This window comes from Microbacterium rhizomatis (assembly GCF_008710745.1).
GTDB lineage: Bacteria > Actinomycetota > Actinomycetes > Actinomycetales > Microbacteriaceae > Microbacterium > Microbacterium rhizomatis.
Genome location: NZ_VYSA01000002.1, coordinates 110,143 through 122,801 on the forward strand (window position 1 = coordinate 110,143; position 12,659 = coordinate 122,801).

Below are 12,659 nucleotides of genomic sequence, written 5' to 3' on the forward strand. Positions count from 1 at the left end.
CGTGCGTGACACCCGACGATCGAAGGTATGAAACGAGCTGTCGCCGTGATCGTCATCGCCGTCGCCATCGCCGTAGGGGCGTTGACCTCGTACTCCCCTGTGCAGGCTGCCTCACAGGGCGCGGGGTTCGGAACATGGGCACCGGTCTCCGCCTACGGATGGCACGGTTCGATGCTGATCAACGGCGCCTACACGTACTGCATCCGCCCGGGGCTCCCCGCCCCCACCGGGCAGAGCACGGACAACGGCGTGAGCGGGACGGCCGCCGGCCTCAGCCCGGCACAGCTGACCGGCATCAACCTGCTCGTCTCGAAATACGGGCAGACCTCCGACCCGGTGCAGGCCGCGAGCGTGGGCTGGGCGGTGAAGGCGGTCGCCGACTGGAACGAGACCCTTCATGCATACGGGTACCCCGGCGACACTCTCCAAGGTGCCATCAACTGGACGTTCTCGGCCCTCGCACCCGAGAGCAACGCGGTCGTGCAACAACTCGCCGCGTCTTACTACGCCGAGGCGATGAGTGCTGGAACAGGGGCGCTGGGCGGCTCAGGAACACTCATCTTCACCACGGATCCCGCCGATCCGTCCCGAGGCACGGTCACCGCCGTGACCGACATCGCCGGCGTCAGCGGGTCGGTGCAGCTGGATGGCGCCGTCTTCGTCGATTCGGGGTCCGCGAGCAGGGATGGGGTCACACCGGGAACGGCCTTCGACATCGTCACCACCGAGCACCAGGCGACCTTCCGGGTGCGAGGCACCGGGACTTTCCGCGGGGGCTACCAAGCCGCTGTGCGGCACTACACCACAAGCGGTGGGCAGGACACGGCAGGAGCGGGAGGCTTCACGGAGTTCTCGGTCGCGCGACAGGACGCCGCCGATCGTGTCACCACATTCGCCCCTGTGATCACGACGCAGGTCGCGTCGCGCTACGTCGAGAGCGGGCCCTTCGTCGACGACGTCACATTCACCACCGCGCGCGGGATATGGCCGCGGGCGTCGGACGGACGATACGTCACGGTCGCGGCGACCGGCACGGTGTACCGCACCTCGCACGAACCGTCGACCGGGGCTGTGCCCCCCGAAGCCGAGATGGTGGCGCAGTTGGCGGTGACCACCCTGCCCGAGACGGGGGCGACGGTTCCCTACCGCGTGCAGTCGGAGACCGGCCTGGCCGGCCCGGGCTTCTATACCGCGGTCTGGCAGATCCGCGTCGAGGCGCAGTCGCCGGAGACGGTGAGTTTTCTTGAACCCGGCTACTCGTGGACCGAACCGTTCGGCGAACAGACGCAGATCATGATCATCCCGGCGATCTCGTCGCGCGCGGAGCCTGTCGTGCCTGTCGGCGCGACCATGAAGGACGAGGTCGTCGTGGAGGGGCCGGTGCCCGCTGCGGGGCTGGATGTCACGACAGCGGTGTACCGGAGCGTGGATGGGCTCGCCCCTGCCGATTCGTGCACACCCGAGACCCTTGTGTGGTCGAACGCCGGCGCTCCCGTACGTGTGACCTCCGCGGGCACGACCACGATCACGGCACCGGTCGTGCCTGACTTCGGAACCTACTTCTGGCGTGAACGCGCGGTGGACTCCGAAGGGCGACTCGTGCACGAAGGTCCGTGCGGGGTCGAGGGCGAGACGACGCGGGCGCCGCTGCCGACGGTGACGACGCGCGCGGGCGCGAGCCCCGGCTTCGGCGGCGGTGTGAGCGACGTCGCAACAGTTTCGGGGCCCGTGCCCCAGACCGGGCGCACGGTGCTCACGTTCGACCTGTACCGGGTGCTCGACCCTGCAGACCCGGCGTCCGCATGCACTCCCGGGAATCTGGTCGGCGATACCCTGACCGATCCGATCGCCGTCACCGCTGCGGGCTCGTACTCGTCACCGGAGCTGCGCCCGGGGGCTGCCGGCATCTTCGCGTGGATCGAACGGCTCTGGCACACGCGGGACGGCGAGACCGAAGCACGGCTGCTGACCGAGGGGGCGTGCGGCGCGCCCGATGAAACGGTCGTGATGCAAGCCCCGGCGGTGGTCACCACGGCGACCGCGCGCGCTGCGACGGATGAGCCGTTCACCGACACCGCGACGATCGAGGGCCTCGCTCCCGATGCCGAGGCTCAGCTCGTCTTCTTCGCCTATCGCACACCCCTGGATGCGTCGCCGGTCTGCACGGAGGAGACTCTGCTCGCCGAAACGGCGGCGGTGGTCGTGCGCGGCGACGGGGAGTATGTCTCGCCGCACGTGCGGTCCGATCGAACCGGCATCGTGTATTGGATCGCCGAGCTGCGATATGCCGGCGAAGGCGCCGTGATGGCGAACATCCATCGCGGCGAATGCGGCGAGGAGCACGAGTCGACGACCGTGGAAGCGCTTGCCGCGACGGGCCCGGGTGCGGGGATCCCGATCTTGCCGATGGGCGCTCTCGGGGCGGCCATCGTGACGCTGGGAGCGGCCCTGGCCGTCGCATTTCGTCGGCGCAGGCACGGCGCGCGGGGGTGACAGCGATGGCCAGGGAGGTGGTGAGCTCGGTGGTGATCGCCCTTCCCCCGCCGGTTCTGTGCAGTCACGACCATCGGGTAGACTCGGGGGGTTGCCACGGGGTGTGGCGCAGTTTGGTAGCGCGCGTCGTTCGGGACGACGAGGCCGCAGGTTCAAATCCTGTCACCCCGACCGCAGAGAGGCTCCATCACGAATCCGGAAGGATCGGATGGGGCCTTTCGCGTAGGACCCCCTCCCCCGGCCCCAGGAGCACCGTGCACGCCAGCATCCCTGCCCAGACCCGCCTCGTCGCATTCGATCTCGACGACACGCTCGCCCCGTCCAAGTCGGCGATCGACCCGCGCATCGGCGCCCTGCTCATCGCACTCGCGGAACGGGTGCAGGTCGCGATCATCTCCGGTGGCCAGATCGCTCAGTTCCGGGCGCAGGTGATCGACAATCTTCCGGAGGCGGCGCCCGAAACGCTCTCGCGAATGCACCTGATGCCCACCTGCGGAACCCAGTACTACCGCTACGACGGCACAGAGTTCTCCGTCGTCTATGCGCATGGCCTCACCGACGATGAGAAGCAGCGCGCGCTGTCCGCCGTCGAAGAAGAAGCCCGCCGGCTCGGCCTCTGGGAATCGGAGCCGTGGGGAGACATCCTCGAAGACCGCCACTCGCAGATCACCTTCTCCGCCCTCGGTCAGCGCGCACCGCTCGAGGCCAAGATCGCCTGGGATCCGACGGGTGCCCGCAAGAACGCGCTGCGCGAAGCGGTCGCGGCGCGCATTCCCGACCTCGAGGTCCGTTCGGGTGGCTCCACATCGGTCGACATCACCCACGCCGGGATCGACAAGGCCTACGGCATGACGAAGCTCGCGGAAGTCACCGGCATCGCGCTCGACGACATGCTCTTCGTCGGCGACCGCCTCGACCCCGACGGCAATGACTATCCCGTGCTTGCGATGGGCGTCCGCTGCCACTCCGTCGACGGCTGGGAAGAGACCGCCGAGTACCTCGACGCACTCCTCCCCTCGCTGCCCCCCCGTTGACGAAAGCCGACGTTCACGCGCCGGTGTAAGCCCGCGCGCCTCCGACGGGGACCAATCGCGCGAGCTGGGTGACGTGCGTGGGCTCGAGCTCGTCGAGCGACGCGACACCCAGAAGGCGCATCGTCCGCTCGATCTCGGCTCGGAGGATCGCGATCATCCGGTCGACCCCCTCGCGGCCCCCGGCCATCAGCCCGTACAGGTACGCGCGCCCCACGAGAGTGAACTTGGCGCCCAGCGCCACCGCCGCCACGATGTCGGCCCCGTTCATGATGCCGGTATCGATCATGACGGTCGCATCGGCACCGACCTCGCGCACGACGTGCGGCAAGAGGTGGAACGGGATCGGCGCACGGTCGAGCTGGCGACCGCCGTGATTGGAGAGGATGACCCCGTCGACGCCGAGATCGACGAGTCGCTTCGAGTCCTCGACGTTCTGCACACCCTTGATCACGATCTTGCCGGGCCACAGCGCGCGGATCACCTCGAGATCGTCATAGCTGATCGTCGGATCCATCGCGGCATCCAGCAGCTCCCCCACCGTTCCGCCCGTCGTCGACAGCGAGGCGAACTCGAGCTTCGGCGTCGTGAGGAAGTCGTACCACCACCACGGCCGCGGGATCGCGTTGATGATCGTGCCCAGGGTGAGCTGGGGCGGAATCGAGAAGCCGTTCCGCTTGTCTCGCAGCCGAGCGCCGGCGACGGGGGTGTCGACCGTGAACATGAGCGTGTCGAAACCCGCATCCGCCGCACGACGGGCGAGCCCGTACGAGATGTCACGGTCCTTCATCACATACAGCTGGAACCAGTTGCGTCCGTCCGGATTGGCACGCTTGACCTCTTCGATCGACGTCGTACCGAGGGTCGACAGCGTGAACGGGATGCCGGCTGCTCCGGCCGCGGACGCACCGGCGACCTCACCCTCCGTCTGCATGAGTCGCGTGAATCCGGTCGGGGCGATGCCGAACGGGAGCGCGCTCGGGCCCCCGAGGATCTGCACCGACGTGTCGACATCGGGTGCGGGCCGCAGGATGCCTGGGTGAAACTCGATGTCTTCGAACGCCTGCCGCGCTCGAGCGAGTGACAATTCACCCTCCGCGGCGCCGTCGGTGTAGTCGAACGCGGCTTTCGGAGTCCGCCGCTTGGCGATCGCCCGCAGGTCTGCAACGGTCAGGGCGGCGTCGAGACGCCGCTTGCGACCGTCGAGCTCGGGCTTCTTGAACTTCATCAGCTCGAGCAGTTCGGCGGGGTTGGGCAGCTGGCGCTGGACCATCGGTGTTCCTCTTCTCAACAGGCGAATCGTGTTCTCAGGCCGGCAGCTCGCGGGCGAGGCCGGCCGCTGCGTAGTAGTCGATGATGTGATCGCGAACGAGGTCTCGCGCTGCCTCGGGTCGCCCGTCGTCGACGGCGGCGACGATCGCGCGGTGCTCCCGCCGCAGGCGCCGAGCGGTGGCATCCCAGTCATCGATGCGCTCGGCGCCGGCCTGCACATACGATTCGATCGCGGTACCGAGGCCCGCCATCATCGACGCGATGACGACATTCCCGGATGCCTCGGCCAGCGCCCTGTGCAACTGGGCATCCAGCGCCAGGAACTCCGCCGAGGTGAGTGTGGCGTCGTCCATCGCGTCCAGGACCCGGTGCGCCGCGGCAGTGGAGCGGGCGGGGTCGGCGGCGAGCGTCTCGATCGCGGCGGACTCGAGCACGAGTCGGGTGCGCACCACGTCATCGAGGGGGAACCCGTGCGCGGCGACCTGCAGGCGCAGAAGCGCAGACATGCCGCCGGTCGGCGTCGCGATGATGATCGCGCCGGAGGTGGGCCCGGAACCCGTTCCGGTGCGGATCAGTCCCATGACCTCGAGGACCCGCAGAGCCTCGCGGACGCTGGAGCGGCCGACCCCCAGCTGGAGCGACAGATCACGCTCGGAAGCCAGGCGATCCCCGGGCGCGAGGCGGCCCTCGAGCAGGTCGCTCTCGATCTTCTCGAGCACGACCCTCCACGCCCGAGCCGGGGGGACAGCGACGTCGACGTCGGTGGTCACGGCATCCTCCTCGAAGCTCGGCGCGCTCGCCGCGTGTGGTCTGACCACGGTAGTACATGTGGTCTGACCATGCAACGCCCCTAGGCTGACGGGCATGGATCCGTTCGTCGTCGTCATCGCACTTTTCGCCGTCGTCTGCGCATTCTGCTGGATCGCCTCACTGATCACCAAGGACACCTCATGGGTCGACCGCATCTGGTCGGTTGTTCCCGTGGCATACGTCTGGATCTTCGCGGGCTTCGCGATCGGTGAGGGCAAGGAGGCCTCTCGCCTCGTGCTGATGGCCGTGCTCGTCACAGCCTGGGGAGCACGACTGACCTTCAATTTCGCCCGCAAGGGTGGCTACAGCGGAATGGAGGACTACCGGTGGGCGATCCTCCGCGGCCGCATGAAACCCTGGCAGTTCCAGGTCTTCAACCTGCTGTTCATCGTGTTGTACCAGAACGCGCTCCTCGTGCTCATCACGCTCCCTGCGCTCATCGCGTGGCAGAATCCCGGGGCGATCAACGGATGGGATGTCGCGTTCGCGGTGCTGTTCGCAGCATTCTTGATCGGCGAGTTCACAGCTGACCAGCAGCAGTGGAACTTCCACCAGGCGAAGAAGGCCGCGGGCGGCACCCTGGAGCCCGGCTTCGCCACGGGAGGACTGTTCCGATACAGCCGACACCCCAACTTCTTCTTCGAGCAGGCGCAATGGTGGGTGTTTTACGCGATGGGGGCATCCGCTGCGGTCGCATCCGGCCTGGGCCTGTGGGGCGGAGCCCTGAACTGGACCATCGTCGGGGCGGCGCTGCTGACCGTGCTGTTCATCGGCTCGACGATCTTCACCGAATCGATCTCGGCGGGGCGGCACCCGGCGTACGCGCAGTACCAGCGCACGACGTCGATGCTCGTCCCCTGGCCGCCCAAGCGCACGGAGGAACAGCCGCGAACGGCCTGACGGTCAGGGGGCCGCGAGCCGCCCGCCCGACTCGCGCAGATAGCACTCGCCGCAGAGCGACTCGTACGTCACCTCTTGGCCGTCGATCGCGACCTGGTCGCCGTCGAACACGAAGTGGCCGTCGATCAGACGACCATTGAACAGCGCCTTTCGGCCGCAACGGCAGATCGTCTTGAGCTCCTCGAGGGCGTGCGCGACCTCGAGGAGACGCCGTGATCCCGGGAACGCCGCCGTACGGAAATCGGTGCGGATGCCATATGCCAGCACGGGTATGTCATCGAGCACTGCGATCCGGAACAGATCATCGACCTGTGCCGCGCTGAGGAACTGAGCCTCGTCGACGAGGAGGCACGCGACCTCGGCCGGCCCCCGGCTGAGCCCTACCAGCTCGTCGTGCGTGTACCGCACGCGCGCCTGATGTTCCGCGAACAGTCCGCGCGCGTCATCCCCGGCGCCGATGAGGAAGTCGACCGGGCGGGTCATACCCAGGCGGCTCGAGATCTGATGCGCGCCCTTGGTATCGATGCGGGGCTTCGTGAGCAGCACCCGCTGACCCCGCTCTTCGTAGTTGTACGCGGCCTGCAGGAGCGACGTCGATTTGCCGGAGTTCATCGCCCCGTAGCGGAAGTACAGCTTTGCCATGGGCTGCTCGCCCGACCTCAGGCGGTCAGCGCGAGGGCGGCGGCGGTCTCGCCGAGCACCTCTTTCGCGACCTCGGGCCGGGTGTTGAGGGTTTCCCCATAGCTGGGGATGAGCTCCCGCAGACGCGGCTTCCACCCCTCGATCCGGTCGGGGAAACACGTCCCCAGCAAGCCGAGCATGATCGAGACCGCCGTGGAAGCACCCGGCGAGGCGCCGAGAAGGCCGGCGATGGAGCCGTCCTGCGCCGTCACGACCTCGGTGCCGAACTGGAGCACCCCGCCCTTCTTCGGGTCCTTCTTCATGACCTGCGCGCGCTGGCCCGCGTCCAGCAGCTGCCAGTCCTCCGCCTTGGCGGTGGGCATGAAGGTACGGAGGCTGTCGACCTTCTTCTCGTGGTTCTTGAGCAGTTCGCCGATCAGGTAGGTGATCAGCGAGGGGTTGTCGATCGCGACCTTGATCATCGGCCACAGGTTGCCCGGGCGTACCTGCGCGACGAGGTCGAGCATCGATCCGTTCTTGAGGAACTTGGGGCTGAATGTCGCGAAAGGGCCGAACAGCAACGAGGTCTCTCCGTCGACGACGCGTGTGTCGAGGTGGGGAACCGACATGGGCGGAGCCCCGACGGACGCCTGGGAGTAGACCTTGGCCTTGTGCTGGGCGACGAGTCCGGGGTCGGATGTCTTGAGCCACTGACCGCCGATCGGGAAGACCCCGTATCCCTTGATCTCGGGGATGCCCGAACGCTGCAGCAGCTTGATCGCCCAGCCGCCGGCGCCGACGAAGACGAACCGCGCCTTGGTCTCACCGGGAGTGCGGCCGATCGAGCCGCGCCATTTGATGAGCCAGGTGCCGTCCTTCTGCCGCTTGAGCGTGCGGACCTCGCGGTTGGTGACGACCTGAGCCCCGCGCTCCTTCAGGTTGTCGAAGAGCTGGTGCGTGAGAGCGCCGAAGTCCACGTCCGTTCCCGCCGGCATACGGGTCGCGGCGAACGGCTCTGTCGCTCTGCGCTTCTTCATGAGAAGGGGCGCCCACTGATTGATCACGCGCGAGTCTTCGCTGTACTCCATGCCGGCGAACAGCGGCTGGTCTTTGAGCGCCTCGTAACGGGTCTTGAGGAAGGCCACGTCCTTCTCGCCCCTGACGAAAGTCATGTGCGGGGTGGAATTGATGAACGTGGACGGCGCATCCAGCACGCCCTCCTCGACGAGGGACGACCAGAACTGCCGACTCTGCTGGAACTGCTCGTTGATCGTGATCGCCTTCGAGGGGTCGACCGTACCGTCCGGCGACTCGGGCGTGTAGTTCAGTTCGCAGAGCGCGGCGTGCCCCGTGCCTGCGTTATTCCACGCGTTCGAGCTCTCCAGCGCGACATCGTGGAGTCGCTCGTACACGGCGATCTTCCAGTCAGGCTGGAGTTCGGAGAGGAAGGTGCCCAGCGTGGCACTCATGATGCCCCCGCCGATGAGGACGACGTCGACCGTTTCTGTCACCGGACAAGTCTAGTTCTCGCTGGGAGGACGGTATTCCGGATGCCGCATCCCACCGGCATCCAACTTCGCGGTTCTTGCGGATTCGGTAAGAACCTCAGGCGTCCACACCCAGTGAGGCGGCCACGAGCTCGGCGATCTGGACGGCGTTCAGCGCAGCACCCTTGCGGAGGTTGTCGTTGCTGATGAACAGGACGAGTCCCTTGCCTTCGGGCGCCGACTGGTCGGCACGGATGCGCCCGACGAAGCTCGGGTCTTTGCCCGCGGCCTGCAACGGCGTGGGAACCTCTTCGAGAGCAACGCCGGGAGCGTCGGCGAGGATGTCGCGCGCGCGATCCGGGGTGATGTCGCGCGCGAACTCGGCGTGGATGCTGAGCGAGTGACCCGTGAACACGGGGACGCGCACGCAGGTGCCCGCGACGCGGAGATCGGGGAGCTCGAGGATCTTGCGGCTCTCGTTGCGGAGCTTCTTCTCTTCGTCGGTCTCGTTGTCGCCGTCGTCGACGAGATTGCCCGCGAAGGGGATCACGTCGAACGCGATCGGAGCGATGTACTTCTCCGGGGCGGGGAAGTCGATCGACGACCCGTCGTGCACGAGCCGCAGAGTGTCGCCCTGTGCGAGCACGCCCTCGACCTGACCGAGCAGCTCTTCGGCGCCGGCGATGCCGGAACCGCTGACCGCCTGGTACGTGCTGACGATGAGGCGCTCGAGGCCTGCATCGGCATCGAGCACCTTGAGCACCGGCATGGCGGCCATCGTCGTGCAGTTCGGGTTGGCGATGATCCCCTTGCGTGCCTCGCGGATGGCGTGCGGGTTGACTTCGCTCACGACGAGCGGAACGTCGGGGTCCATGCGCCAGGCGCTCGAGTTGTCGATCACGACGGCGCCCGCCGCCGCGAACCGGGGAGCATGCGCGCGGCTGCCCGTGGCGCCGGCGGAGAAGAGGGCGATGTCGATGCCGGCGGGGTCGGCGGTCTCGACGTCTTCGACGATGATCGACGTCCCGCCGAAGTCCACGGCCGTGCCGGCCGACCGGGCGGTCGCGAACAACCGCAGCTCGCGGATCGGGAAGGCGCGTTCGGCGAGAATCTCGCGCATGACCTTGCCCACCTGGCCCGTGGCGCCGACGACGGCGACGGAGAGTCCGGAATCAGAGATGTGCGTCATGGCGATCCTCGACGTTCGTGGGGTGAAAGCCCGATTCTATCGGCGGCCGAGCGCCGACGCTGGCGTGTGCCGGGCGACGACGGTCAATCGGCCGGGACGAGTGGTCACAGAGTGGGGCACGCACACGGAATGCCGCAGTTTCTCCCGCTCGTTCGACGCGTGGCATGCGAGGGCGGGCCAGGTCAGTCGGGCCGGATCAGGAAAGCGCCGCCGCCCCGAACGACACCGAGAATCGCTCGCACCACAGGTCGACGGTGCGAAATGCTGCCAGGTCCACCTCGGCGGGGATGTCGTACAGCTGGTCGCCCAGATTCCCCTTGATCGGTCCGAGGTCGATGTGGTCGTATCCCGCGGCGGTGAACCAGCCGTCCAGACCCTCGACGACAGGACCGGCGCTGAGCCAGACATGCACATCGGGTCCGTTGCTGGTGACGAGGCCCTCGATCGCGAGGTGGCGTCGACCGTCCGGCAGCTGAATGATGCGGGCACCCCCGTTCGTCTCGTGCTCGTGGCTCACGAACTCTCCGGCGAGCAGATCGACGGGGCCGGGCGCAGGGGCCGGCATCTCGACCGATTCGACGGAGCCCGGCGGTGTGGCCGCGCTCGTCTGCCGAGATGCCTGGTTCGTCGGGGGCGCGGTGGCGATGGCCGTCGGGATCGCGTCGGCCACCCTCACATCGATCAGAAGCAGCCACGGCTGGAAGAGCACTGCCCCGACCGCCAGCACCGCGATCGCCGCGGTCGCACTCCACAGCCAGCGCGCCCGGGTAGAGAGCTTCGCTCGTGCCACAGCATCCTCCTCCCGAGCAGAAGGTAAGGCGGGATGCTGGAGTCTCGCTGTACGGGGCGGCGTGCCTAGCGGCCCGTGCCGGCGTGGACGATGGCGTCGTCGTCGCCGTCGAGCCCGTACGCGGTGTGCACGACCCGCGCCGCGGCGGCCAGGTCATCGCCGCGGACGACGACCGAGATGCGGATCTCGGACGTCGAGATCATCTCGATGTTGATGCCCGCGATGCTCAGCGCCTCAAACAGCGTCGCCGAGACGCCGGAGTGCGTGCGCATACCTGCGCCCACCACCGAGAGCTTGCCGATCTGGTCGTCGTGCACGAGGCTCGCGAAGCCGACCTGCGCCTGCTCCGAAGCCAGCGCGCGGATGGCGGTCGCGGCATCCGCCTTGGGCAGCGTGAACGAGATGTCGGTGCGGCCCGTCGTCGCTGCCGAGACGTTCTGCACGATCATGTCGACGTTGGCTCCGGAGTTGGCGACGATCTTGAAGATCTCGGCCGCCTTGCCCGGGACGTCCGGTACGCCGATGACGGTGATCTTGGCCTGGCCGAGATCGGTGGCGACGCCGGCGACGATGGGCTCTTCCATGGGCTTTCCCTCTTCCACATACCGGGCGCGGTGCTTGTCGTTGAGCACCAACGTGCCCTCGCCCGAACTGAACGACGAGCGCGCGTGGATCAGCACGCCGTGGCGGCGCGCGTACTCGACGGCGCGGATGTACAGGACCTTGGCGCCGTTGGCGGCGAGCTCGAGCATTTCTTCGCTCGAGACGTGATCGAGCTTTCGTGCCTTCGGCACGACCCGCGGGTCGGCCGTGAAGATGCCGTCCACGTCGCTGTAGATCTCGCACACATCCGCATCGAGCGCGGCGGCGAGGGCGACGGCGGTCGTGTCGGACCCGCCGCGGCCGAGCGTCGTGATGTCGCGGGTGTCGCGGTTGAAGCCCTGGAATCCGGCGACGATCACGATCGCACCCTCGTCGAGCGCTTCGCGCAGGCGAACGGGGGTGACATCGACGATGCGCGCAGCGCCGTGCGTGGCATCCGTGATCATGCCCGCCTGGCTGCCGGTGAACGAACGAGCCTCGAAGCCCATGGAATGGATCGCCATCGCGAGCAGGGCCATCGAGATGCGCTCACCGCTGGAGAGGAGCATGTCGAGCTCGCGCGGAGCGGGCATCGGCGACACCTGGTTGGCGAGATCGAGCAGCTCGTCGGTCGTGTCGCCCATCGCGCTGACGGCCACGACGACCTCGTGCCCGGCACGGCGATTGTCGACGACGCGCTTGGCGACGCGCTTGATGCTCTCCGCGTCGGCGACGGACGAGCCGCCGTACTTCTGCACGATCAGCGCCACAGTGGAACTCCCCGGGGATGTGTCGCCGGTCCGTCTTTCTGCGAGGGCGACCTGAAACGGGCGGGATGCCACGCCCAACGCACCATCTTACGGAGGCGTGGATGCCGAGCCGGCCATGTGACGGCATCCGCGGAGGCGAGCCGCTAGCATGCGAGCATGGGCGCGACGGTAGAGGGCTGGTCGGAGTTCAATGTCGCCATGGCGGGCGCGACGGCGGCCCTCGCCGGTCTCATGATCGTGGCGGCGAGCGTCAACATCGCCGACATCGTCAAGGAGAAGTCCCTCACCGCGCGTCTCGCGGCCGGCGTCGCCGGCCTGGTGCTGGCTCTGATCTCCTCGGCCATCGGGCTCATCCCCGAGGTGACGATCGGCGCCTACGGCATCGCGATGCTCGTCATCTCACTCCTGGCTGCGGTTTTCGGGGTGGAGGCCGCGAGGCAGATCTACGCGAACCGGCACCCTGACAACCACGTGAAGCTGGTCAAGTCGCTCGTGTGCTTCGCGGCGCCGGCGGCCTACCTCGTGGGTTCGGTCCTGCTCGTCGCGGGCGCGCCTTCGGGACTCGTGTGGTTCGCGGCGGGATCGCTCATCGCGATCGTCTCATCGCTCCTCGTGTCGTGGATCGTCCTGGTCGAAGTGCTGCGCTGACCGACGCCCTTCCCGACCGACCGGCGCCACTTTCCTGCGCCACAACGCCACACGGCGTGCAAGAAC

11 protein-coding genes and 1 tRNA gene are annotated in these 12,659 nt (G+C 67.7%); 5 read left to right on the forward strand and 7 right to left on the reverse strand.

What is annotated here, in order from left to right; genetic code table 11:
* Positions 1-27 precede the first annotated feature (27 nt).
* The 3 genes from F6B43_RS08905 (at position 28) to F6B43_RS08915 (ending at position 3,527) form a co-directional block, all read left to right on the forward strand.
* Positions 28-2,493: a hypothetical protein gene (locus tag F6B43_RS08905; protein ID WP_150448613.1), complete on the forward strand. Its 2,466-nt coding sequence runs from the start codon at positions 28-30 to the stop codon at positions 2,491-2,493.
* A gap of 97 nt (positions 2,494-2,590) precedes the next feature.
* Positions 2,591-2,664 (forward strand) — tRNA-Pro (locus F6B43_RS08910).
* A gap of 83 nt (positions 2,665-2,747) precedes the next feature.
* Positions 2,748-3,527: an HAD-IIB family hydrolase gene (locus tag F6B43_RS08915; RefSeq protein WP_150448614.1), complete on the forward strand. Its 780-nt coding sequence runs from the start codon at positions 2,748-2,750 to the stop codon at positions 3,525-3,527.
* 13 nt (positions 3,528-3,540) lie between these two features.
* Here the strand turns inward: F6B43_RS08915 and F6B43_RS08920 are convergent, their stop codons facing one another.
* Positions 3,541-4,797: an alpha-hydroxy acid oxidase gene (locus F6B43_RS08920; protein WP_150448615.1), complete on the reverse strand. Its 1,257-nt coding sequence runs from the start codon at positions 4,795-4,797 to the stop codon at positions 3,541-3,543.
* A 34-nt stretch (positions 4,798-4,831) separates the two neighbouring features.
* Positions 4,832-5,566 (reverse strand): FadR/GntR family transcriptional regulator, encoded by a 735-nt coding sequence (locus F6B43_RS08925; RefSeq protein WP_246159885.1) that lies wholly within the window; start codon positions 5,564-5,566, stop codon positions 4,832-4,834.
* A gap of 94 nt (positions 5,567-5,660) precedes the next feature.
* Between F6B43_RS08925 and F6B43_RS08930 the strand changes: the two genes are divergently transcribed.
* A complete protein-coding gene (locus F6B43_RS08930) occupies positions 5,661-6,506 on the forward strand; it encodes a DUF1295 domain-containing protein (protein WP_150448617.1) in 846 nt (281 codons plus the stop codon).
* 3 nt (positions 6,507-6,509) lie between these two features.
* Here the strand turns inward: F6B43_RS08930 and F6B43_RS08935 are convergent, their stop codons facing one another.
* The 5 genes from F6B43_RS08935 to F6B43_RS08955 form a co-directional block, all read right to left on the reverse strand.
* Positions 6,510-7,148, reverse strand: a complete 639-nt coding sequence (locus tag F6B43_RS08935) for a thymidine kinase (RefSeq protein WP_150448618.1) — start codon at positions 7,146-7,148, stop codon at positions 6,510-6,512.
* Between the two features lie 17 nt (positions 7,149-7,165).
* Positions 7,166-8,638: a malate:quinone oxidoreductase gene (locus F6B43_RS08940; RefSeq protein ID WP_150448619.1), complete on the reverse strand. Its 1,473-nt coding sequence runs from the start codon at positions 8,636-8,638 to the stop codon at positions 7,166-7,168.
* Between the two features lie 94 nt (positions 8,639-8,732).
* Entirely contained in the window at positions 8,733-9,803 is a 1,071-nt protein-coding gene (locus tag F6B43_RS08945) for an aspartate-semialdehyde dehydrogenase (RefSeq protein WP_150448620.1), read from the reverse strand.
* Between the two features lie 196 nt (positions 9,804-9,999).
* Positions 10,000-10,593 (reverse strand): DM13 domain-containing protein, encoded by a 594-nt coding sequence (locus F6B43_RS08950; RefSeq protein ID WP_211368096.1) that lies wholly within the window; start codon positions 10,591-10,593, stop codon positions 10,000-10,002.
* Between the two features lie 65 nt (positions 10,594-10,658).
* Positions 10,659-11,945 (reverse strand): aspartate kinase, encoded by a 1,287-nt coding sequence (locus tag F6B43_RS08955; RefSeq protein ID WP_150448621.1) that lies wholly within the window; start codon positions 11,943-11,945, stop codon positions 10,659-10,661.
* 156 nt (positions 11,946-12,101) lie between these two features.
* Between F6B43_RS08955 and F6B43_RS08960 the strand changes: the two genes are divergently transcribed.
* A complete protein-coding gene (locus F6B43_RS08960) occupies positions 12,102-12,593 on the forward strand; it encodes a hypothetical protein (protein WP_150448622.1) in 492 nt (163 codons plus the stop codon).
* Positions 12,594-12,659: the final 66 nt, after the last annotated feature.

What these genes read in the sequence shown, in the direction of transcription:
- F6B43_RS08905 (WP_150448613.1), top strand. Translation starts at nt 28, where the DNA reads ATGAAACGAGCTGTCGCCGTGATCGTCATCGCCGTCGCCATCGCCGTA.
- F6B43_RS08920 (WP_150448615.1), bottom strand. Translation starts at nt 4,797, where the DNA reads ATGGTCCAGCGCCAGCTGCCCAACCCCGCCGAACTGCTCGAGCTGATG.
- F6B43_RS08930 (WP_150448617.1), top strand. Translation starts at nt 5,661, where the DNA reads ATGGATCCGTTCGTCGTCGTCATCGCACTTTTCGCCGTCGTCTGCGCA.
- F6B43_RS08935 (WP_150448618.1), bottom strand. Translation starts at nt 7,148, where the DNA reads ATGGCAAAGCTGTACTTCCGCTACGGGGCGATGAACTCCGGCAAATCG.
- F6B43_RS08945 (WP_150448620.1), bottom strand. Translation starts at nt 9,803, where the DNA reads ATGACGCACATCTCTGATTCCGGACTCTCCGTCGCCGTCGTCGGCGCC.
- F6B43_RS08960 (WP_150448622.1), top strand. Translation starts at nt 12,102, where the DNA reads ATGGGCGCGACGGTAGAGGGCTGGTCGGAGTTCAATGTCGCCATGGCG.